At 45.5% G+C, this 23,494-nt stretch carries 15 protein-coding genes; 13 read left to right on the plus strand and 2 right to left on the minus strand.

The window, feature by feature from the left end; genetic code table 11:
- Positions 1-102 precede the first annotated feature (102 nt).
- Both DCC85_RS10825 and DCC85_RS10830 read left to right on the plus strand, forming a co-directional pair.
- The gene (locus DCC85_RS10825) at positions 103-1,257 is read left to right on the plus strand and encodes an epoxide hydrolase family protein (RefSeq protein WP_108465603.1); all 1,155 of its coding nucleotides are present in this window, start codon (positions 103-105) and stop codon (positions 1,255-1,257) included.
- A 142-nt stretch (positions 1,258-1,399) separates the two neighbouring features.
- On the plus strand, positions 1,400-2,812 hold the full coding sequence (locus tag DCC85_RS10830) for an erythromycin esterase family protein (RefSeq protein ID WP_108465604.1): 1,413 nt from the start codon (positions 1,400-1,402) through the stop codon (positions 2,810-2,812).
- Positions 2,813-2,925: 113 nt separating this feature from the next.
- On the opposite strand, the gene DCC85_RS10835 is transcribed toward DCC85_RS10830, so the two are convergent.
- Positions 2,926-3,801 carry an ADP-ribosylglycohydrolase family protein gene (locus DCC85_RS10835; protein ID WP_108465605.1) on the minus strand — a complete coding sequence of 292 codons (876 nt, stop codon included), beginning with the start codon at positions 3,799-3,801 and terminating at the stop codon, positions 2,926-2,928.
- A gap of 219 nt (positions 3,802-4,020) precedes the next feature.
- Between DCC85_RS10835 and DCC85_RS10840 the strand changes: the two genes are divergently transcribed.
- The 9 genes from DCC85_RS10840 (at position 4,021) to DCC85_RS10880 (ending at position 18,018) form a co-directional block, all read left to right on the plus strand.
- The gene (locus DCC85_RS10840; protein WP_108465606.1) at positions 4,021-5,487 is read left to right on the plus strand and encodes an aminotransferase-like domain-containing protein; all 1,467 of its coding nucleotides are present in this window, start codon (positions 4,021-4,023) and stop codon (positions 5,485-5,487) included.
- Between the two features lie 13 nt (positions 5,488-5,500).
- Complete coding sequence (locus DCC85_RS10845; protein WP_108465607.1) at positions 5,501-6,433, plus strand: D-alanine--D-alanine ligase; 933 nt, start codon at positions 5,501-5,503, stop codon at positions 6,431-6,433.
- Positions 6,426-7,547, plus strand: coding sequence for an alanine racemase (gene alr / locus DCC85_RS10850; RefSeq protein WP_108465608.1), 1,122 nt, complete (start codon positions 6,426-6,428; stop codon positions 7,545-7,547). The genes DCC85_RS10845 and alr overlap by 8 nt, the downstream gene beginning before the upstream one ends.
- 277 nt (positions 7,548-7,824) lie before the next feature.
- On the plus strand, positions 7,825-9,498 hold the full coding sequence (locus tag DCC85_RS10855) for a glycoside hydrolase family 43 protein (RefSeq protein ID WP_234414425.1): 1,674 nt from the start codon (positions 7,825-7,827) through the stop codon (positions 9,496-9,498).
- Complete coding sequence (locus tag DCC85_RS10860; protein WP_108465609.1) at positions 9,495-11,243, plus strand: SGNH/GDSL hydrolase family protein; 1,749 nt, start codon at positions 9,495-9,497, stop codon at positions 11,241-11,243. Before DCC85_RS10855 ends, DCC85_RS10860 begins: the two co-directional genes overlap by 4 nt.
- A gap of 157 nt (positions 11,244-11,400) precedes the next feature.
- A complete protein-coding gene (locus DCC85_RS10865; RefSeq protein ID WP_108467817.1) occupies positions 11,401-12,972 on the plus strand; it encodes an extracellular solute-binding protein in 1,572 nt (523 codons plus the stop codon).
- Between the two features lie 236 nt (positions 12,973-13,208).
- Positions 13,209-14,774 carry a sensor histidine kinase gene (locus tag DCC85_RS10870; protein WP_442789527.1) on the plus strand — a complete coding sequence of 522 codons (1,566 nt, stop codon included), beginning with the start codon at positions 13,209-13,211 and terminating at the stop codon, positions 14,772-14,774.
- On the plus strand, positions 14,767-16,410 hold the full coding sequence (locus tag DCC85_RS10875) for a response regulator transcription factor (RefSeq protein ID WP_108465610.1): 1,644 nt from the start codon (positions 14,767-14,769) through the stop codon (positions 16,408-16,410). The genes DCC85_RS10870 and DCC85_RS10875 overlap by 8 nt, the downstream gene beginning before the upstream one ends.
- A 153-nt stretch (positions 16,411-16,563) precedes the next feature.
- On the plus strand, positions 16,564-18,018 hold the full coding sequence (locus tag DCC85_RS10880) for a glycoside hydrolase family 43 protein (RefSeq protein ID WP_108465611.1): 1,455 nt from the start codon (positions 16,564-16,566) through the stop codon (positions 18,016-18,018).
- A gap of 59 nt (positions 18,019-18,077) precedes the next feature.
- On the opposite strand, the gene DCC85_RS10885 is transcribed toward DCC85_RS10880, so the two are convergent.
- A complete protein-coding gene (locus DCC85_RS10885; protein WP_234414464.1) occupies positions 18,078-18,830 on the minus strand; it encodes a response regulator in 753 nt (250 codons plus the stop codon).
- A gap of 284 nt (positions 18,831-19,114) precedes the next feature.
- Between DCC85_RS10885 and DCC85_RS10890 the strand changes: the two genes are divergently transcribed.
- The gene (locus DCC85_RS10890; protein WP_108465613.1) at positions 19,115-20,503 is read left to right on the plus strand and encodes an ABC transporter substrate-binding protein; all 1,389 of its coding nucleotides are present in this window, start codon (positions 19,115-19,117) and stop codon (positions 20,501-20,503) included.
- A 92-nt stretch (positions 20,504-20,595) separates the two neighbouring features.
- Positions 20,596-23,475 (plus strand): extracellular solute-binding protein, encoded by a 2,880-nt coding sequence (locus DCC85_RS10895; protein ID WP_108465614.1) that lies wholly within the window; start codon positions 20,596-20,598, stop codon positions 23,473-23,475.
- Positions 23,476-23,494 lie beyond the last annotated feature (19 nt).

A 23,494-nucleotide genomic window follows, 5' to 3' on the forward strand; every position in this document is an offset into this window, starting at 1 on the left:
CTTATCAAATAGTATAGTTAGATGCTTCATTTTTTGCATTGTAGCACAGAAGTTCAAGGGATATTATTCGATGTAACACAACAATAGAGGAGGAAAATTAAGATGGCTGCTGAACGTTTTCATATTCACATTCCCGATGAAATCCTTGATGACTTAAAAAACAGATTACATCATGTCCGCTGGCCAGATCAATTAGAAGGCTCAGGTTGGGAGCTAGGAACGGATTTAAAAGCACTGAAATCTCTCGTCTCGTATTGGCGGGAACAGTATGATTGGCGCAAACAAGAAGCTCAGTTGAATCGCCTCTCCCAGTTCGCCTGCAAGATTGATGGGATTGAGATACACTTCGTGCATGAGCGAGGTAAAGGGCCTAACCCAATGCCCCTTATTCTTACTCACGGGTGGCCAGACAGTTACCTTCGTTACCAAAAAATCATCCCTTATCTTACGGATCCGGTTAGCCACGGCGGTGACCCTGAGGACTCTTTTGATGTCATTGTTCCTTCCATACCTGGATTCGGATTCTCCAGCCACCCTAAGCAACCTGGGATTAATAATTATCGTGTCTCTGAAATGTGGGCTAAATTAATGACACAAGAATTAGGATACAAGAAGTTTGCTGCTGGAGGCGGGGATATTGGCTCCGGGATTACCCGATATCTGGCATCCAACTATCCAGAACTTTTATTTGGAATTCACCTAACAGATATTGGAATTATACGAGATCTTCTCACCTCACAGGAGCAGATAACACTGTCAGAGGAAGAACTGCAATACAAGAACAAAGCGTTAGCATGGATTTCACTAGAGGGAGGGTACATGTCCCTACAATCGACACGCCCTCAGACGCTTGCTTATGGACTTTCCGATTCGCCAGTGGGCTTGGCTGGTTGGATGATTGAGAAATTCCGTGCTTGGAGTGATTGTAATGGAGACCTTCTGCAGAAATTCAGCGAGGATGAGCTGATAACGAATATTATGGTTTATTGGCTTACTAACACCATTGGCTCAGCAGCACGTATATATTATGAGAATTCAAATTCTTTGCCGCCACTCGGCTACATCAAAGTACCGACCGGAGTTGCCTTGTTCCCGGCAGATATATTGTCACCGCCTAAAGAATGGGCCATGCGCAACCTAAATGTAACGCGATGGACTTCCATGGCTCGCGGCGGACATTTTACCGCTATGGAAGAGCCTGAACTTTTAGCCGAGGATATTCGTGCCTTCTATAAGCCTTTTAGGGTCGGAAGATAAGAGCTGAATATGACTATATTTGTAGAAGAGAATATGTAAGCTTCCTTATCATTTCCTTATCATTTCCTTATCATTTCCTTAGAATTACTTGATAATCTTCCCTTAAGATCTACAACGTACTAAGGAGAGGTGACTAGGAAAGATGAGAGTTTTTAGTAAAAAAGGCATGTGGCTAGGTAAAGCAGCAGTAATTCTGACGCTGGGGACAATGGTTCTGAATTCTCCCTTCTCGGTAGGGGCAGCCGCATCTGTAAAGACGGCAAATCAAGAAAACAGAACAAAGCAAGTTATGCAGAAGCAGGCGCATTCATTATGGTCATTAACATCAGAAGACTTCAAAGATTTGCAGTTTCTCAAGAAAACACTCAAAGACAAAAAAGTCGTTAGCTTGGGGGAAAACTTCCATAGAGTGAAGGAGTACAGCCAGATCAAGATCCGCCTGATCAAATACCTGCATGAAGAACTGGGGTATGATGTCATTGCCTTCGAATCCGGGATGATGGAAGCGGAGGCAGCCCGTATCAATCAAGATCAGCTTACACCGGAGATGATGATGAAGGGCTCCATTTTCCAAATTTGGCACTCTGAAGAGACGCTTGAGCTGTTCAACTACATACAAGAGCAGGCAAAAACGGATCATCCGCTCATATTAGCGGGTTATGATATGCAGCTGAGCTCTTACTACTCAACTGCTTTTATTGGACAGTGGATGTCGAAGATCAGCCCCGAGACGGGTGCTGAATTTCAAAAGATGGACATGGAAGCAATACCGGCTGTATACGCAGCTTATGGCAATCAATTGGAGGAAAAAATAAGCCCGGAAAAAAAGGCGGCCCTGAAGAAGGTCGAGGCGGAATATACGCCTAAGTACCGTGCGGCTATGGATTTTATGAAGAAGCATAAGAAAGAGCTGTTAAGTATGTATCCAAAAGAGCCGAAGCTTGTGGATATGGCGGTAAAGATGCTTGCAGATCGAGTGGCGTTTATTCGCATGATGCAGAAGGATGCCGTGGATTCCTATGAATATAGGGATCAGATCATGGCGGAACATGTGGAATGGCTGAGCCGTGAATTGTATCCGAATAAGAAAATGATACTCTGGGCGCATAACGATCACCTGGCTAAAAATACCTCCAAAATGAAGACGATCGAAGGCGGCAAATGGGTCAATAGTTTTAAGAGTATGGGCGAGATTCTTCATCAAAAGCTCAAAGACCAAATGTATGTTGTCGGACTGTACATGAATCAAGGATCGGCTGCGAAAATATCTACAGGAGAGCCATTTAAAATCAAAAGGATGCCGGCAGGCAGCCTGGAATATCGAGTGATGCAAAGCGGCTACAGCAAGTCTTTCATTGACTTATCGGCTTTCAAGACAAAAACAAAAGATACGGCTTGGATGTGGCAGCCCGTCTACGCGGCAGAGGATGGGATGACGTCCGAAGTCATCGCGCCGATGTCCATGAAGTTTGTACCTAAAGAACAGTATGATGGATTGATTGTGATAGATCAGGTTCATGCTCCAACACCGGTGAAATCTACGTTAGAAAAATAGTTTAGCTCCTGAGCTTGTTCAGTAAAAAGTGAATCTGATTAATTCAATAATATACAGTGGCAGCTAAGGATTTGATACAAAGTCCTAGACTGCCGCTGTTTTTTTGAGCCAATTTAAGCTCTCTGCGCGTACAGTTGGGAAGTCACGCGATCGAGCCTCTCTTTGATCAGGATTGCATTTGCATATCGAGCAGGGATACCCTCGAATCCGTAGTAAATCCCTGCCAACCCGCCGGCAATGGCACCGATCGTATCGGAATCTCCTCCCAGATTGGCTGCTTGCTGCACAACCCCTGCAAAATCCGGCGCTTGGAGCAAAATATGCAGTACCCACCTGAAAGTATGTACGACAAAACCGCTCGGCGGGCAGTCAGGCTCTGCTTCAATGTTTCCTTCATATTCACTTCCCGCTATCTCGGCCAGGATGGCCGCTCTTAAGTTCTCACCCATCAGAAGACGATGAGCCATCCGATTATACATAACGCATACTTCAGTACACCTCGGATCGTAATGCGTCATTCGTGACTGCGTTGCGGTTACTCGCTCGGCGGTTTCTAGATCCTTATATGCCAGTGCCACCGGCAGGCATCGCATGAGAGAACCGTTCCCGCCGCTTTGACCTAGGTCCATGTGCGCAACAAAAGCTGATTCCAACCAGTTTCCTTCATATTTTTCAAAAACATGACGAATGATATTCCCTATATCTTTTGGCCTTGATTGGTACCATTCCAAAAATAAACGTCCGATTGGCTCTATCGGATCATCCGGATTCTCGAGAATACCTTCTGCTACGCAGAGCGTCATCATGGTGTCGTCTGTCACTTCTCCTGGTTCCAGGCGCCACACCCCGCCGCCGATGATTTCTGTCAAATAGCCATGATATATCTCAATCTCCCGCGTGCTCATAAATTCCGTTGTTCCGCCAAGAGCGTCGCCAACGGCGACTCCGTATAGTCCGCCCTTAATTCGGTCGAATAATTTGCTGTCCATGCCAGGCACCTCACGTTCTGCTGGTTTTAAAGAAATCTATTCTTCTATCTTCTCCTTACAGTCTATTACTAAATTTAATGTGTTCACAACTCTATTTTGCTGTCGAATCCTTAGAGGAAATATTGTCCGTTAAACCGCTTCTTCGTTTAAAACGATGAGATGTGGTTCTTTCCATATTTCAGCTAAATATGTCATGATGAATTTGGAGGGCGATACAAGATGTTTAATGATTTCAAGCTTACAGATCGGGACCGGCCTGCCTACATCCAGGTCAAAGACTATTTAAAACGGCTAATTCTAAGGGGCGCGCTGCAGGAGAATCAGAAGCTGCCTTCGACTAGAGAAATGAGCACGCTGCTCTCGGTCAGCCGCAACACTGTGATCGCTGCGTATACCGATCTTGAGGAGGAGAGGCTGCTATATGCTGTTCCGGGCAAAGGCAGCTATGTAGCCGCTGTTCAATCCTCCGTTACCGATGAAGAGCTCTCCTGGCAGACCAACTGGGACTCCCGAATCAATTCTTATGCACGCAAGGCTGTGGAGCTGGACCGGATGAAGCATGGCATACGTGCAGGCAGAGGCTTTATTTCCTTTACAAGCATCGCACCTGATGAAGAGCTGTTTGATCTGGAAAATGTCAGACGGGCGTTCATGGACAGAATGGCGATTGAAGGAAATGTGCTGCTGAATTACGGTTATGCCAAGGGTTATAAGCCATTAATCGAATATTTAAAGCGCTATATGGAACAGAAGGGTGTAGATTTGGAAGGGAAGGATCTCTTGATTACCAGCGGTTTTACGGAAGGATTCGATATCGTCTTATCTGCGTTGGGCCGTACTCATGGTACCGTGCTTTGTGAGAATCCGACGCACCATACCGCGATCAAAAATCTCAAGCTGAATGGATTTGAGATTACCGGGATCGAGATGGAGGATGACGGTCTGAATCTTCAGCAGCTGAAGCAAGCGCTGTCCGAGCGGGCATACGATTGTGCGTATCTGGTTCCTTCTTACCACAACCCAACAGGGATCGTAACTTCTCCGGCAAGAAGGATTGCTGTGATGAAGCTCCTGGCAGAGCATCAAATCCCCGTCATCGAGGACGGCTTTAATGAAGAGCTCCGCTATTCAAGCTCACATGCATTGCCTTTAATGTCACTTGCAGGACAGGGGAACGGGGTCATCTATCTGGGAAGCTTCTCCAAGGTGCTGTTTCCGGGAATGCGGGTAGGGTGGGTGCTTGCCGATAGGGAACTTGTTTCTTATTTGGAGAGTATTAAACGGGCTCGTAACATTCATACTTCAACGCTTGATCAGTCGGTGCTGTACCAATACCTGCACAACGGCCATTTGGATAAATATTTGAAGAAAGCACGCTCCATATACAAGAGGAAATTTGAATGGACGCGGAAGTGCTGTGAACAATTCATCCCTTTTGCCAAGGTTTCTGGAGATGGAGGACTGCATCTTTTCCTAAAATTCAATCCGGATTTTGATACACATCTGCTATTAGAAGCGTGTTCTGAGCAGGGCGTCGTCTTTACGCCTGGGGATATGTTCTATACGGATGAAAGGGGCAGAAACACCATGCGGATTGGTTTTTCCCGGGTCAGTGAGAATGATATAGAAAGAGGACTTCGGATCATCGGGCGAACGGCTGCCGAGCTGCTTGGCAAAAGATTATAAGGGGGACGCGATGATGAGAGTAGGCGTTATCATGGGAGGAAATTCCTCGGAAAGGGAAATATCCTTGTTAACCGGAAAGGAAATGCTGGCGCATCTGGATACACGTAAATATGACGCGATCCCTATAGAAATTCGGGACACAGAGGAACTAGCTGCCAGAGATTTAGACATCGATTTTGTTCTGCTTGCGCTGCATGGGTCTTCCGGCGAAGATGGGACCGTTCAGGCGATGCTGGAATCGATGGGCATCCCCTATTCGGGGAGCAGCCCTGCGGCCAGTAACCTATGCATGGATAAAAACAGCTCCAAAAAGCTGCTGCGCTCCTCCGGTATTCCTACCCCGGATTGGCTGTGTTGGAGGAGCCAAAATGACTACTCGGAGGAGGCCGTGCAGCAGCTTGGATATCCGGCCTTCGTTAAACCGAATACGGGCGGTTCCAGCGTGGGGGCATTGCCAGTAACCGGTGAGGAGTCGCTTAAGGCCGCGGTACAGGAGGCTTCTCGTTGGGATACCGCTGTGTTAATCGAACAATTAATCGAAGGCCGTGAACTGACCTGTTCCATTCTAGGCAGGGAAGTGCTTCCTATCCTGAGCATTCGTCCCCAAACTTCCGGATGGTTCGATTACCGGGCTAAATATGAAATGGGAGGAGCGGATGAGCAGGTCGCTGATCTGCCTCCAGCTGTTAAAATACGGGAGGAAGAAGTGGCACTGGCCACTTATCGAGTGTTAAATTGCAGCGTCTACGCCCGAATTGACATGATGCTACACCAAGGGATTCCATACGTCCTTGAAGCCAACACCTTGCCTGGCTTGACACAGACCAGTCTGATGCCCAAAAGTGCTGCAGCGGCAGGCATAAGCTTCTCAGAATTGCTTGACCGCATTATTGAGCTGTCGCTTCAAGAAAGAAACAAGGATAGGAAGGGAATCATCCATGAATAAGCAGACGTTTTTTTATAGAGATACATGGGTAGATGTTGACCTTGGACATATCGCTGAGAATGTGAGCCTGATCAAGCAGCAGCTGCCTGAAGAGGTGGCGATCATCGCTGTAGTCAAAGCAAATGCATACGGACATGGAGATTTGCAGGTGGCACAAACAGCGCTTGCTGCAGGCGCATCCTACCTTGCTGTTGCATTTCTGGATGAAGCCATCGCGCTTAGAGAGCAGGGGATCCATGCCCCAATTCTTGTATTGGGCGCTACGAGGGCAAGAGACGCACATGTGGCAGCAGCTTACCGCGTTACGTTAACCGTTTATCAAACTGATTGGATCGAGGAAGCGAAATATGTGCTAGAAGATCAGGAACAGCTTGCGGTGCATCTAAAGCTTGATACCGGGATGGGCCGGATCGGCATAAGAAACTCAGAAGAACTACAGCAAATAGAACATAGCTTAAAGGGAGTCGGCCGTTTCAACCTGGAAGGCGTATTTACGCATTTTTCCACCGCTGACGGGCCAGATGAGGCTTATTTTCAAGACCAGTATAAGAAATTTCAGGAGCTGCTTGCTGTTATGGAGCATCTGCCTCCCCTCGTACACTGCAGCAATAGTGCGGCTGCTCTTCGGTATCCGGCTGTACATTGCAATGCAGTTCGGATCGGTATTGCTATGTATGGGCTGGCGCCCTCTCCCACAATGAAACAGCAGATGTCAGTATCTTTGAAAGAAGCCTTCTCGCTGCATAGCAAGCTGGTACATGTAAAAAAGGTGGCTAAAGGAGAAAAAATCGGTTATGGAGCCACCTATGAGACCCAAAAGGACGAGTGGATCGGAACGCTTCCCATCGGCTATGCTGATGGCTGGATCCGCAAGCTGCAAGGGCAGGAGGTGCTTGTAAAGGGACAACGGGTCCCTATTGTAGGCAGAATATGCATGGATCAATGTATGATCCGACTGCCATTTGAAGTTGAAGTGGGTACGCCAGTTACATTAATTGGCTGTAATGGCGGACAAAGAATATCAATCGATGAAATAGCGGGCTCGCTGGACACGATTAATTACGAAGTTCCTTGTCTGATTGGGTCCCGGGTTCCGAGGGTTTATACGTATTAAAGAGCATCCATTTTTGTGCGGGAGTGAATTGTATTAGTTTTGAGCCTCATCAGCTATGTTAAATGGCTGATGATTTTTTTCTATGAATAAGCAAAGTATTTCATCAAGAACAAGCAAGGTCCATGTTATAATCATGTTAAACATATCCAGAAGTTCTGTATTTATACGATAATTCCATCTATGTGAAAGTTACCCTCCATACAAAACAAAGCTCATTTCCTTTAAGAACAATTGTAAGCGCTTTATGATGAATGATGAATGAAGGAGGATCTGTCCATTGGAGAACAGGATGTTACCGCCGAATAATACGAACGGTTTACCAAGAAAACTAAACCGAGGTGTACCCGCATGGAAAGAGAAAATCAGCCATTTAGAGGGAACTGTCTATAATCCGTTGATCTGGGCCGATATTCCAGACCCCGATGTAATACGGGTTGGAGAAATCTATTATATGACCAGCACGACCATGCATTTCAACCCAGGCGTTCCGGTGATGAAGTCGTACGATCTCGTACATTGGAATATTGTTAACTATGTCTACGATACTCTAGAAGATGGTGACGAACAAAGACTGAGCAATGGTCGTAGCGAGTATGGAAAAGGCTCCTGGGCAAGCAGTCTACGCTTTCATAGCGGTAAATTCTATGTTGTATTCTCATCCAATTCGGCGGGGAAGACATATATTTACCAAACGTTGGACATTGAGAAAGGCCCCTGGACACGTTCGACACTTGCTTTCTATCATGATATGTCCTTGCTCTTCGATGACGATGGTCGTGTGTATCTCGTGCATGGCAGCGGTGACATACGAATTACAGAGCTCACATCGGACGCGACAATGGAGAAAGAGGACGGTCTGAACAAAGTAATTATCAGAAATGCTAGTTTGATTGCGGGCCCGAACGTCGGCCTTCCCGCAGAAGGTGCTCATATCCAGAAGATAAATGGATATTATTATATATCTCTGATTACTTGGCCTAAAGGCGGCATGCGAACACAGCTGATCTATCGTTCTGACACCATTGATGGACCTTATGAGGGGAGAGTAGCTCTTCAGGATGCTGGTATCGCTCAGGGTGGTCTGATCGATACCTGTTCAGGAGACTGGTATGCGCTTTTGTTCGGAGATCGGGGTTCTGTCGGCCGAATTCCTTACCTCGTACCGGTAACCTGGAAAGATGACTGGCCGATTTTGGGATATCAAGGCAAAGTCCCTGACTCTCTATCCTTGCCGCTTCATCGTACAGAATCAAACCTTGTAACCTCTGATGAGTTTGATCAACGGTCTGAATCTGCTTCTTCCTCTTCCAATCTGGCTCTAGCGTGGCAATGGAATCATAACCCAGATGGTCATTCCTGGTCTCTTACAGAACGTCCTGGCTTCTTGCGGCTTAAGAATGGACGCATATGCCGAGAGCTTCTAGACGCCCGCAACACTTTAACACAGAGAAGCTTTGGTCCAGAAAGTTCTGGCTGCATTGCTATTGAAGTGGGTCATATGAAAGATGGGGATACAGCTGGTCTTGCTGCATTACAGGAGAACTATGGTTTTGTTGGTGTTAAAATGAACGGTTCCGCTAAATCTATCGTTATGGCTAACGGTAGCACTGCACAACTGCAAGTCATTGAAAGTATCCCTCTAACTCAGGATCGCGTTTATTTAAAAATTGAATTTGATTTTTACCATTTAACTGATAAGGCATATTTTTATTACAGCCTTGACGGCAATCTATGGACACCCATTGGCAATACACTTCAAATGACCTATACACTCCCTCATTTTGTTGGATATCGATTTGCATTATTTAACTACGCTACAGTCACTGCTGGAGGATATGTTGATTTTGATTATTTTAGGGTGGACGACCAGATTACTGCTAATCACAAATCTAATTCTGATCTGAGAAGCACAGAAGATCCATTATTAACGAAAGAGGTAGATGGCAAATGAACGAAAATTTCCTGAGAGACCTTCGCTCAAATGTGGGTGATGGTGACGGGCCAATTGCCCCCAAAGATCCGGTTGCCAAACGCAGCGGATTTTATGTTATTCATGAATCTCTGATCGAGTCTACTGTTCGTCCGGATGGCAAGCTTTCACATGAGATATATCTGGAAGGCCGGCTAGCCGAGAAAGCTCGTTATACAGGTGGGGTTTTGGATGAGAGCATTCTGACCCAATTAGGAAACTCCAGTGGTTTTCGTCAGTTAGTACATAGTATTGGGATCTCAGTCAAAGCAGAAGACAGCGAGATATCCTCCGTTCAATTTACCATGGAGAACCGGGAAGTAATCAGTCCATATGAATCAGGCTCTCAATTTACAATCTCCTGCCCGGCGGACGGCTCAGAAGTAATTCTAATTCTGGATCAGTACGAGCGGTCTCCAAATGATGAAGTTCCCGGGAAATTCACCTTTGAATTCGAGCAGGGAGGGGTGGTTGCGACTGCCAGCGTAAAGTTCTACCTCCATGATGGCTATCAAGTTCCGGAGGCTACAACAGAACCACCGATTGACTTTGAATCACAGGCCTATCACGAAATGATTGCCAAATCCCTTCTAAACAAAGGCAACAATAGACGGTTAAAGGCAGCTATCAAAAAAGCGAAGAAAGGCGAGGAAGTTACGATCGCTTATATCGGCGGGTCTATTACTCAAGGTGCAACAGCTGTACCGCTTCATAAGGAATGCTATGCCTATCGTTCATATAATCTCTTCAAGCAAATGTTTGGACAGGACGGAACGGAGAAGGTGCATCTCATTAAAGCAGGAGTGGGCGGAACGCCATCAGAGCTGGGCCTCGTTCGTTATGAACGGGATGTGCTAAGAGATGGGGCTGTGAATCCGGAAATAGTGATTGTGGAGTTCGCTGTTAACGATGCCGGTGACGAAACACGGGGAAACTGTTATGAAAGCTTGGTGCTTAAAGCATTGAACTCCCCCAACAAGCCCGCCGTGATCCTACTGTTCAGCGTGTTCATAGACGACTGGAATTTGCAAGAACGGCTGGCTCCTGTAGGCTGGCACTACAACCTACCTATGGTTAGCATAAAGGATGCTGTAGTTGACCAGTTCCGTCTGAGCAGAGCTGAAGGTAAGGTCATTTCGAAGAAGCAGTTTTTCTATGATATCTATCATCCAACCAATGCTGGACATAAGATTATGTCTGATTGTCTAGGCTGGTTGTTCGAAGTAACAGACCGCTCCTCTCTGGATGAGCAGGACATCACTACAGATAAGCCGCCGATGATTGGAAATGACTTTGTTAACGTGCGGCTGCTGGACCGCCGGAATGCAGATGCGATTGCTGATCTTGACATAGGCAGCTTCAGAGAAATTGACACCGATCTGCAGATGGTGGAATTGGATGATCATCCCTATGCTTCTCCTCAATTCCCATATAATTGGATGCACGCCGGCAATGATGAAAGTCAGGGCTTCAAGATGACGATCTTCTGCAAGCGCCTTCTCCTTGTGTACAAGGACTCAGGAAAGAGCGAATTTGGAACAGCGGAAATATGGGTTGATGGCAAGCTCTTTAAAACTGCTGATCCCCACGAGAACAATTGGACACACTGTAATGCTGTAATTCTGGTCAATGAGCAGGTTGCTGCTGAACATACGATTGAAATCAAGATGGCTGCTGAGCACAAGGAGAAGCAGTTTACCATACTGGCCTTTGGTTACGGGCTGTGACCCATACACAGAAGGTTTCAAGGATGCGGTTTTAGGATGGGAGGTGCTGAACTTGCGAATACTTAAATGGCCCTGGTTAGGGCTTTTTCTTGTGGGGGTATTTTTATTCATTACTCTCGTATTTCAAGATCGAAGCAATAAGCTAGATCAACAGGTCATGACGAAAAATGATGAGAGACATCATAGTTATAGGGGACCAGGATTAAGTAAATACAACCCGCCTATTGTACTTACCTTCGTACAGGAGAATAGCGATGAACTTGAGGATCTGATCAATGTCCTTCCGGGTGAGACACTGGAGAACAATCGCTGGAGCCAGCTCTATGAGCAGGTGCTTGGTATTCAGATTAAATATGATTGGGCTGCTAAAGGAAATTTATATTATCAAAAGCTGGGAGTAGCCCTTGCCTCAGGGAATCTGCCGGATATCGTAAGGGTAAATGGCGAGCAGCTCCGACAGCTCAGCAATGCAGGAATGATACAAGATTTGACTCAAGTCTACGAGGATTATGCGGCTCCATTGACCAAAGAAATTCTTGGTCAGGAAGGAACAGGCCCCTTTGAAGCTGCTACTGTGGACGGGAAACTGATGGGAATACCTGAGACGGATTCATCGATCGAAGAGGCTGAGTTCATATGGATCCGAACCGATTGGCTTGAGCGTTTAGGGTTGCAGCCGCCGAAGACGATGCAAGATGTGCTCGTCATCTCTAAAGCTTTTACGGACCAAGACCCTGATCAAAACAAAAAGAAGGATACCATGGGCTTGCCTATAACGCAGAACCTATGGGACCCTGTTATGGGTCTAACTGGTTTTATGGCAGGTTATGAAGCCTATCCTAACCTATGGATACAGGAGGATTCAGGAAAGCTAGTTTATGGAGCCGTTCAGCCATCAGTAAAGAAAGCATTAAAGGTGCTTCAGGACATGTATCGGACAGGGCAAATAGATAAAGAATTTATGTACAATGACGGTGTCAAAGTAAAGGAACAGCTCACCAATGGGAAATACGGGATGATGTATGGGCAACAGTGGGGCTCTTTTTGGGTTGAGGCCAATTATTCACAAGACCGTTCAGCAAGGTGGAAGGCTTTCCCGATCGTTTCCAATACAGAAAAAGCAGCCAAAGTACCATTACGGTTTGCTACCCACCAATTTCTTGCTGTGAAAAAAGGGTATGCCCATCCTGAAGCGATCGTGAAGCTATTGAATCTGCATTTGGAGAAGAACTGGGGTGCCACAGCCGAATATGAAACCTACTACAGCACCCCTTATCCAGTATGGAAGCTATCTCCAGTGACTCCATATCCCGCTCTTAAGAATCTCGATGCTTATTACCAAATTGAAGAGGCTCGTCGGACGGGCAACTCTGCTGTCCTTAAAGATGAAGCTAGAGCGATTCAAAAATATATGGATGGCTTTGTCACAAGAAATGACTTAATAGGATGGGGATGGGAAAAAACCTATGGACCTACCGGTGCTTTTGCCATTCTCGATCATTATAGGAAGAATAACCAGCTATTGTACGACAGCTTTGCAGGCGCTTCAACAGACACCATGATAGATATGGAACCAATTCTCGATACGCTTAAGAATGATACTTTTATAAATATTATCATTGGTCGTCCGCTTGAAGATTTCGATTCCTTCGTCAAGGAGTGGTATCGATTAGGCGGGGCGAAGATGACGGAAGAAGTGAATGAATGGTACCGAAATAAGAAGGAATAAGTCCATTAAATGAAGTTCAAAAGTGAATTTTAAAGTATCGGAGGGGCGTTTCGTTGTTAAGGATCCCTGTAAATTCATTGCGCCACACCATCTTCGTGAGGCTATTAATGATGTATTTGGTCATTATCCTTCCGATCATATTGCTTGGAGTCTATCTGTACAACTGGAGCTATAGGAATGCAAGCGAGGAAATGTCCCGGAATACTTTGACGCAATTATCAACATACCTCGAAGATTTGAACCGGGAAATAGAATGGCTAGAAATTCAACAGTTCGATATTTTGCAAGAAGGGGAATTAAATAGAATTGCTGTTACTTGGCAGCAAATGGATAGGGTTGAGCAAAGGAGGAGTATTAATTATGTACTCCGTCGCTTGGTCTCGATCAAAAACAGCAGTGCTTATGTTAAAGATATCTATGTTCATATCCCTTCCATAAATAAAACAATATCGGCTAATAGCGCTGTACATGCCCTAGAACGAGAGCGCTACGAGCAGATCCGTTCCATGGGAGGTCCCGGTGCAAGCCGATTGGTCAGACAGGGAGATTCGCTTCAGCTCAGCGCATTCAGGTTTGGGGGAAAGCATAACAAGGAGCCGCTATGTACTGTTCAGGTTGAAATCGATAGCGAGAAATTAAAAGACACACTGCAACTACTCAATGTATACCCTGGAAGCGGATCCATGCTCATTTCGAAGGATTCTGGATTTCAAGTTGAGAGCCGCGGTGCGTCGCAAGAGGTTATAGAGGCTTTCAAGAGAAAGGCTGGGGGGAGAACTGACAATACGATCATTTTAGGAATTGAAGGCCACAAGTATCATTTTAACATGGCAGATTCCAACAAACTTAACCTTTCACTTCTATCCTATTTACCTGAGGAAACCGTTAAAAGACCGTTATATAAATTTAATCGTTGGGCATGGTTATTTATGATTACGTCAGTCTTTGCCCTGCTCGTCTATATTATCTCCACCTATCGTTTCGTTCATCGACCACTGCTTCTATTAGTACAAAGCTTTCGAAGAATGGAGAGCGGAATTCTAAATAGTCAAATCAAACATGCCCAAAAGGATGAGTTTGGCTACCTATACGATCGCTTTAATCAAATGCTCATTAAGCTGCAAACATTAATAGACCAAGATTATAAGCAAAAATTGATGATGCAAAAGGCCGAGTTAAAACAATTACAATCGCAAATTAATCCCCATTTCTTATATAACAGCTTTTTTATTCTGAATTCGCTTGCCAAAACTGGCGATATAGAACGGATTGAGAAATTCACGGTTATGCTGGGCGAATATTATAGATTTATTACGCGTAATAGTGAAGACAACGTGCCGCTCTCCGAGGAAATCAAGCATGCAAGAAGGTATATGGAGATTCAGCAGCTTCGATTTTCCAGACGAATCCGTGTTCAATTCGATGAACTACCTAAGGAGATGGAGAGGATTAAGGTACCTAGGCTGATCGTTCAGCCGATTATTGAAAATGCGTATGAACATAGTCTCGAAAAAGTGCAGAAGGAAGGCTTGTTAAGGGTCACATTTGCACAGTCCTCTGGCGAATGGACTATTTCCGTGGAGGACAATGGAATCTGCCTTGATGATGCAGAAATCGAGATGCTAAAGGAGCACTTAGCACATCATACTAAATCTCATGAAATGACCGGATTAATGAACATTCATCGACGCATCGTACTGACCTATGGAGAAGGCAGCGGATTAATCATATCGAGAAGTGAACTAAATGGTCTTAAGATTGTCATTCGAATTCAGGCCAAGGAGGAGATCCTAGATGTATAGACTTCTGATTGTTGACGATGAGGATATCATTACCGATGGTCTTTATGAAGTCTTTAGTCATTTGAAACCAGGACAGCTTGATGTATGCAAGGCTTATTCTGCCAAGGAAGCCCTTGACTGGATGTCGCGCACAAGAATTGATATTATCTTGACGGATATTGCCATGCCAGGCATGAATGGGCTGGAACTATCAGAAGAGATTCAGCGATATTGGCCCCGGTGTAAGGTCATTTTCTTGACCGGGTATCAGGAGTTTGAGTTTGTCTACCGCGCTATTCAGCAGCTGAATGTGCGTTATGTTCTGAAGGCGGAGGGGTATGGTAAAGTCATTGATGCCGTGCAGAGTGTAATCAGCGAAATAGAGCAAGATTACTCGCTAAACCAGCTTCTAGAGCAGTCTCAGGAGCATTTATTATCGATCCGGTCTATGGAACAGAACAATTATTTGCGGTATGTGCTTCAGGAGAGTGATGTTCTATGCGAGCGGGAGGAAGCTTGGCATGATGATTTTCACAAGCTAGATATACCTTTGGATCCAGAATATCCGGTAGTGCTGGCGCTTGGACACATCTCTTACCGGGTAGGGATGACATATGCGGAGAAAAGCAGCATCGTTCTATCCGTTAAAATGTTAGGCAGTTCTTTTTTTATGGAGAAGACCCGCAGCATGTGCATTGTCGATAAGCATGATGAGCTGATCTGGTTTGTTCAGCCGTCTCCTGAGGTCAGCGGTAACCCTGACGGCCATTTCATGAAGTATGTGGAGGGAACACTGGAACTGTTCCAGGAAGCGTGCATTACATCCTTAGGACAGTCTATCGGGTTAACCATGAGCGGCTTCGCTTGTGAATGGAAGATGGTGACGCACCAGTATGAGCGGCTTCGCCAGCTGCAGCAGTTAAAGATGGGTAATGGCGATTTGATATTTGTCAGAGATCGTGAACATGGTTCGCTCCTAGAAGGTAGGCAAGGCAGGGAATGCTTTGCAGATGGACGGGAAGTCGAAGTATTGAAAACCCATCTTGAATCCGGAAGGATGAAGGAGTTCCTGACGGAGTTAGATAAAGTGTCGAGTAAGATGCTGCACATGGACGGAAACGGAAATGTGCAGCTTGTGGTTGAAACTTATTATACGATTGCGTTGATGCTGTATTCCTGCATTGCCCGTCTGGGGCTACATATACATATTGATGACTACGGAAGGCTTCTGCGTTTGGATGAGCATACCTCGATTCGAGAAGGATTTGCTTATTTAGAGCAAACAGGGAAGCGAATCTTTCGATTTAAACAAACAGAAGAGCAAGGCAGATCTGCGCTCATGGTTGATCGGATCTGTCAGTATATCGAACAGCATCTCGGTGAAGATTTATCGCTTGTTCGGCTTTCCGAAATCCATCATTTTAATCCGTCGTATTTATCTCGCTTTTTTAAGCAGGCGAAGGGGATCAATCTATCCGAGTTTATCGATTCATGCCGAGTCAAGAAGGCCAAGGAACTGCTCAGAGAAAATGATCTGAAGGTAAGAGAGGTCGCTTTGTCTGTCGGTTATGAGGCTGCTCACTCATTTACCCGCTTTTTTAAAAAAATGACAGGGCTGACCCCGCAGGAATATCGTGACAGTTTACTGTTAGGATGAAAAAGAAGACCAATTCCTTGAATTTGACGGGTGATTAGAGCAGATTAGGCTGGTTTTTTTGGCCTAGAGAAGGCATTACAATAATTAAAATTCTCAGTATGAAAAGGCATGGTTATAAACTGGGGAATTAAGCTTACTTGGGAGTTGATGATAATGACGAATGAAGTGATCCATTCACCGATCGGCAAAGTGCCGCCAAACGGTAACCCGCTAGTGTCCCATCGGTTTGGGGCTGACCCTTATGTGTTAGTCTTTAAGAATCGTGTATATGTGTTTAATACGGACGACGTGCTGGAATACGATGAGCATGGGGGAATTAAAGACAATAGTTATAGTACGATTAACCGAATATCAGTCCTGTCTTCGGATGATTTGGTGAACTGGACGGATCATGGAGTCATTCCTGTTGCGGGTTCCGAGGGGATTGCCAAGTGGGCGACTCAATCATGGGCGCCGGCAGCTGTTCACAAGTGCATAGGGGGGAAAGATCAGTTTTTCTTATACTTTGCCAATAACGCAAGTAGCATCGGAGTATTGAAGAGCGACAATCCTACAGGTCCTTGGGTAGATCCTATCGGCAAGCCGCTGATTACAAGGGACACAGCCGGCGTTGAAGGTGTGGTATGGCTGTTCGATCCTGCCGTTCTGGTCGATGATGATGGTCAAGCCTATATATATTTTGGCGGAGGTCTGCGGGAAGGTCAGCATGAGCAGCCGGATACCGCTCGTGTAATGCGACTAGGCGAAGATATGATCAGCGTCACTGGTGAAGCAAGAATAATTCCGGCCCCATTCATGTTTGAAGATTCGGGTATCCATAAAACTGAAGGCATTTATTATTACACATACTGTTCTAATTTCTATACTGGCTCACGATCTGACGGAAGTCCACCGGCGGGGGAAATTGCTTATATGACCAGTGATAACCCAATGGGGCCCTGGACTTATAAAGGTACCATTCTCAAGAACCCAGGTCACTTTTTCGGGGTGAGCGGAAACAATCACCATGCGATTTTTCAGTTTCAGAATGCTTGGTATATCGCCTATCATGCACAAACCTTATCCAAGGCGATGGGGACTTCGAAGGGCTATCGTTCGACCCATATCAATCGAATAAATTATGATGAAGATGGTTTCATTAAGGAGGTCGCTGCTGATTTGAAGGGAGTGGAGCAGATCAAGCCGCTGAACCCTTTCATCCGTACAGAGGCTGGAACTTTAGCTTGGAGTGCAGGAATCAGCGTGCAGATGCTGCAGGAATCCGTTTCGTTGCAAACTGGTGCGTCTAGGATGATCTTGACTGATATCCATCATGGTGATTGGATTGCTGTATCCGGCGTTGATTTCGGTAACGGAGCGGCCTCCTTCTCTGCTTCTATGTTAAATAATGGTGAAGGAGTTGGGTGGATCGAGCTTCATCTGGATACTGTGAATGGAAGGCTCATTGGAATGCTTGAGGTTCCTATAACTTATGGGAAATGGAAGACGATTGCTACAAACATTAGTGATGCTTCAGGTATTCATGACCTGTATTTACTGTTCAAGGGCGCCTCCAAGCAGCCTTTGTTCCAGATTGAGAGTTGGCAATTCAAATCATCCATATCTTGATGCCATCTAAACTAGAGGCCCGCCCGGTCATGCCGAGGCGGGCCTTTGGTGTTATTGAATTATGCAGAGAGGGTGATTTGCTTCCTAAATTCTTTGGCACTAACCCCCGTATAAGACTTGAATTTCTTGTAGAACCAGTCAAGCTCGACATATCCAACTTCCTTGGCAATTTCATAAACTTTCAAATTTGTGTTTGCCAGCAAGTATTTCGCTTTTTCCATGCGCTGTTGAAGTAGGTATTCTTTGAAGGTCATGCTCATTTGGTCTTTAAATTTTTGTCCCAAGTAAGAATAATTAAAATGAAAAATATTTGATATTTCCTTCAGTGTGATATTCTGATCCAGCGTATCTTCAATATAAGCTGTGACCTTATCAATAATGCTGGCTGAAGGCACTGAAGAAGCTTTGTTGGCGGGATAAACAGCAAGTTCTGATCGAGATGCGAAGACGTCCTCTGATTGAGACTTTACCTTTTCCATACTTTCTACAAAGTCCCGCGGCATAAAGGGGTCCGGCAAAAAGTCGCTTACACGGTAGGACAATGCTTTCCGAGCCACTTGAAAGTCTTTGCTGCCGCCGATTAATATAATCGGCACATGGCTGATTCTCCGGATTTGTCCGCACAGCCGGAGACCTTCATCCTCTGAGGATCTCAGACTAATCACTACAAGGGAGTTGTAATCTCTGGATAATATAGACATGGCATCAGCAGGTGAAGCGGTTTGGAATTCATAAGAGAAACTGATCCGTTCTCCGTTAATCAGGGCATGCGTTATTTCTTTTGAACGATGATCGGGATCAACAAGCAGCACTTTATACAAAATGTTTCCCCCTTTAACTTATCGAGTCATAGCTGCAGCATATTTTGTAATCGTTTTCTTCTATTATGAAAAGCACAACCTTATCAGGCAATGTGCTTTTTTTTATTTTGGCAACCGTTGTTTACTTATTCGCACGGTACAGGCAGCAATTTAATTCCATCTATGATTTGACGGGTAGAAATTCTAATTTGCAGCAGGTTGCTCCATTTCGGATGTAAGCGCTACAATTTTCGTGTCAATGGGTTTCTTATCATGAGACAGGGAGGGTTTTGGGCATGCGAATTCGGAAAACGTTGATGCTGCTCTGTACGCTGGTGCTTATATTGTCGGCCTGCAGCAGTAGCAGCTCAAGCTCACAAAACGGGGCTAACAAAAAGGTGAACCAGGAGGCAAAGGAGAACAACAGTACAACAACTGCCAATACAAATAATAAGGTGGATACGGGAGGCGATCAGACGTACAAGACGCCAGAAATGAATTTTGACATGGGCGGCAGAACGATCAAAATGGTCTCGTGGTGGGATATGACAATCCCGGAGGATAATCCGGACAATATCCAGCGTAAGAAGAATCTTGAAGAGCTGGAGAAGAAGCATAACTTCAAGATGGAGTATGTAGCAATTGATTATGGCGAATACCAGCAGAAAGTGACGGCATCTTTATTAGCGGGAGAGCCGATCGGGGACATTGTTAGACTTGGAAAGTTTTATACCATTCCCACGCTCGTAAAACAGGATTTATTCTGGCCCATTGATGAGTATACAAAAAATCCAGTTTCATTCAATCAGCAAGTAACAGATGAATATATGCGTTACAACGGAAGAGGTTATGGGTTCAACAACCAAGCCAATATCGTACAGGGTATTTTTTACAACCGTACGCTGATGAACAAGCTCGGCATGAAACCTCTGCAAGAGTATGTGAACGAAGACAAGTGGAATTGGGATACCTTTATCCAAGTTGCAAAAGAGGCTAATAAGGATACGAATAACGACGGTAAATTAGATTCCTGGGGGCTTGCTAACCCTTCGCCATTGGAATTTGCATTAATATCCAATGAAACTAGTCTTACAAAAGAGGACAAACAAAATCTAAGTGATCCTAAAACAATAGAAGCGCTTAACTTTGTTTCACAGATTGCAAGGGAGAAAGTAGCCCGACCGACTGAAGGCGGAGATTGGACTGAACCAGACCAGTTCTTCCGTCAAGGTAACACGTTGATGTATACAGGAGCTCTATTTCAGTTAGATGGATTTAAGAAGGATATGCCTGATGCTGATATTGGTTTTGTTCCTTTTCCTAAGGGGCCGAGCGCTTCAAAATATCATTCTTACGAGGCGGCATATCAAGCTTTATTCATCCCTAAAGCGGTGAAGGATCCTGATAAATTACTTTATATTTGGGAGAAAATTAATGACATTGATTCTATATATGACTATCCAGACCAGGCATCTTATGAAAGTCTGCTTACGAATGAAGAAGATATAAGTAATGCGAAGGAAGTAGCGGCCAATATGGTCTTACTCGACCACAAGACCTTTCCTAACTTAAAGTACTATGATTTTGTCGGGGAGCTCAGTGATGGAACCTCGGTATCCACCGTTGTAGAGAAATACAAGGCATCATTCCAGGCAGCGATCGATGAGGTATATGGAAAGAAGTAAAGCGACAGCATGTTCATTCGAGTCCCGGTTAGATCTAACTCTGATCGGGACTGATAATTCACTAATAGTCTTTTGCTGCAGGAGGGAGAAATGTGATCTTCAAAAAGAAGAGCCTTGCCATCATCATACTCATTCTTGTCACCCTATCATCTGTCAGTATTTTTTCCCCTTCGGGATCAAATGAGACTAGGCGAGTTCATGCTCAGACGGATTTCCAAAACACAGAACAAACCTTCGACCCAAACGGCTACGAGTCTTATCTAAAGTCTCACTCCAATGCCAAGCAGCCTGCTCAGACGATCCGTATAGAGGGCGAGAAATTCTCCACTACAGAAGGGGAAGGGTTTGAAATTGTTAAGCAGGAAAAGGGAGAAGCCGTCCTAACACCAGAATCAGGGGCGATCAGCTGGAAGGTTCAGATTGATCAGCCTGGTCTTTACAACATCAGAATTCGATATTTGCCTGTGGAAGGTAAAAGCTCTGCGATTGAAAGGCAGCTTCAGATTAATCAGCAGCTGCCTTTTAAAGAGGCGGATATATTCACGTTAGACCGAGTTTGGGGGAACCGTGATCAGAAGATCATACAGGATGACAGGGGAAATGACCTGCGTCCAAAACAAGTCGAGAAGCCTATTTGGCAGATTGGACCCTTAACAGATAAAAATGGTTATTTTGATGAGCCCTTGTTGTTTTATTTTGATGAAGGGCTGCAAAGCATTACTCTGACAGCAATCAGAGAGCCTGTGACCATTGATTATATTGAATTGTACCAGGAAGAGAAGCTGCAGACCTATGAAGAACTGAAGGCAGAGTACGAAGTCAGAGGAATAAAACCGGCCGCAGATCAGTACATGCTCATACAAGCCGAGGAGGCAGTGTACAAATCCTCGCCGACGCTATATCCGATATCTGACAGGTCTAGTCCGACAGTTGTTCCTTACGATGTGTCCAAGATCCGGATCAACACGATCGGGGGTGGGAATTGGAAGCTGCCAGGGCAATGGATCGAGTGGGAATTTGAAGCTAAGGAGGACGGTCTTTATCAAATCGCATTGAAGGAGAAGCAGAATCAGCTCCGCGGCATCTTTGCAACTAGAAGTCTGACGATTGACGGGAAAATTCCCTTTAAGGAAATGAAACGAGTTCGCTTTGATTTTAGTCGGGATTGGAACATGCATGTGTTAGGTGAGGGTGAGAAGGAGCCATATTTGTTTCATCTGACTAAAGGCAAGCATCAGATTCGTATGATGGTCTCACTGGGAGAGATGGCTCCACTGCTTCGAACCATCCAGTCGAGTGTACTTCAGCTGAATGAGACATATAGAAAGATCTTGATGATTACGTCCAACACGCCAGATTTATATCGAGATTATCAGCTGGAGAAGCGAATTCCAGGGATGGTGGAGCAGTTCAAGCGGCAAGCCAAGTCGATCCAAAGCGTCGCGGATTACTTGGAACTAGCAACAGGGGAACAAAGTGATAAAGTCGCAATACTTCACACGATGGTCAAACAGCTGGAAGACATGGCGAATAATCCAGAGACGGTCGCAAAGCGCTTGGAAGCTTTTAAGACCAATGTTGGCGGGTTGGGAACCTGGATTCTTACGGTAAGGGAACAACCGCTTGCCCTGGATTACATTGTCATCTTCTCGCCGAATCAAAAGCTGCCTAAAGCGGATGCCACGCTCATGCAAGTGCTCAAGCATGAAGCTGGCGCCCTAACAGCTTCCTACACTCAGGACTATGACAGTGTAGGCAACATCGGTAAGAATAAGCGTGCGATTACGGCATGGATCACCACAGGGCGCGACCAGGCACAGGTGATAAAGAGCTTAATCGATGAGTCTTTTACCCCAAGCACGAACATATCGGTCGAACTCAAGCTGGTTCCTGCCAATATTCTCCTTCCAGCTACCCTTGCCGGAGAAGGGCCCGATGTCGCCATGCAGATCGGTGAAGATGTACCCGTTAATTACGCAATGAGGGGGGCGGCCGCCGATTTGACGAAGTTTCCTGATTTCGATACAGTAGCCGCCCGCTTTCGTGATAGCGGACTTGTGCCCTACAAGTATGCTGAGGGAGTATATGCTCTGCCGGAGCAACAGACCTTCCCGATGCTATTCTATCGGAAGGATATCCTGAAGGAATTGAACCTCAAGCCGCCAGAAACCTGGCAGGATATCTATAACATGATCTCGGTATTACAAAAGCATAACATGGAATTCTATCTACCCATTGAAGCCATAAACGCCAGCCTAGTTCCGAATGCAACGTTCTCTATGCTGCTGTATCAGAACGGGGGAGAGTTCTACCGCGATGGAGGCAGGAAGAGTGCGCTGGATTCAGATATCTCTATCGAAGCGTTCAAGAGATGGACCCAATTCTATACGAGCTATAAGTTCCCGCTGCTTGCCGATTTTCCGAACCGGTTCCGAACCGGCGAAATGCCGATCGGCATAGCGGATTATACGACTTACAACATGCTCACAGTCTTGGCTCCAGAAATTAAGGGACTATGGGAATTTACCATGGTTCCGGGTACGAAGAGAAATGGCATCATCCATCATGAGGTAGCCAGTCATACCACGGGGGTGATGCTGCTTGAGCGCGCCAAGGAGAAGGAGGCGGCTTGGGAATTTATGAAATGGTGGACGGATAAGGAAACCCAAATCGCTTATGGGCGCGAGATGGAAGGCTTGATGGGCGAGGCTGCGCGGTACCCAACCGCAAATGTCGAAGCGCTGGAAGAACTTCCGTGGCCGGTCAGAGATTATCGCAATTTGGATAACCAGTGGAAATGGGTAAGAGGGATTCCGCAGGTTCCGGGAGGCTACTTTACTGGCAGACATCTAGATAATGCGTTTCGAAAAGTCGTTAACGCAAACGAGAACCCGCGTGAAGCTTTATCTGATTATCTCTTATACATCAATGATGAGATTGAGGTCAAACGGAAGGAATTCAAGTTACCTTAACAGTCAGGGGGTGATGTCC

The sequence above is a fragment of the Paenibacillus sp. CAA11 genome, assembly GCF_003060825.1.
Classification (GTDB): domain Bacteria; phylum Bacillota; class Bacilli; order Paenibacillales; family Paenibacillaceae; genus Fontibacillus.

Excerpts from the sequence above, each read along its gene's own strand:
- DCC85_RS10825 (WP_108465603.1), top strand. The coding sequence starts at position 103 with ATGGCTGCTGAACGTTTTCATATTCACATTCCCGATGAAATCCTTGAT.
- DCC85_RS10830 (WP_108465604.1), top strand. The coding sequence starts at position 1,400 with ATGAGAGTTTTTAGTAAAAAAGGCATGTGGCTAGGTAAAGCAGCAGTA.
- DCC85_RS10835 (WP_108465605.1), bottom strand. The coding sequence starts at position 3,801 with ATGGACAGCAAATTATTCGACCGAATTAAGGGCGGACTATACGGAGTC.
- DCC85_RS10840 (WP_108465606.1), top strand. The coding sequence starts at position 4,021 with ATGTTTAATGATTTCAAGCTTACAGATCGGGACCGGCCTGCCTACATC.
- DCC85_RS10845 (WP_108465607.1), top strand. The coding sequence starts at position 5,501 with ATGAGAGTAGGCGTTATCATGGGAGGAAATTCCTCGGAAAGGGAAATA.
- alr (WP_108465608.1), top strand. The coding sequence starts at position 6,426 with ATGAATAAGCAGACGTTTTTTTATAGAGATACATGGGTAGATGTTGAC.
- DCC85_RS10860 (WP_108465609.1), top strand. The coding sequence starts at position 9,495 with ATGAACGAAAATTTCCTGAGAGACCTTCGCTCAAATGTGGGTGATGGT.
- DCC85_RS10865 (WP_108467817.1), top strand. The coding sequence starts at position 11,401 with ATGACGAAAAATGATGAGAGACATCATAGTTATAGGGGACCAGGATTA.
- DCC85_RS10875 (WP_108465610.1), top strand. The coding sequence starts at position 14,767 with ATGTATAGACTTCTGATTGTTGACGATGAGGATATCATTACCGATGGT.
- DCC85_RS10880 (WP_108465611.1), top strand. The coding sequence starts at position 16,564 with ATGACGAATGAAGTGATCCATTCACCGATCGGCAAAGTGCCGCCAAAC.
- DCC85_RS10890 (WP_108465613.1), top strand. The coding sequence starts at position 19,115 with ATGCGAATTCGGAAAACGTTGATGCTGCTCTGTACGCTGGTGCTTATA.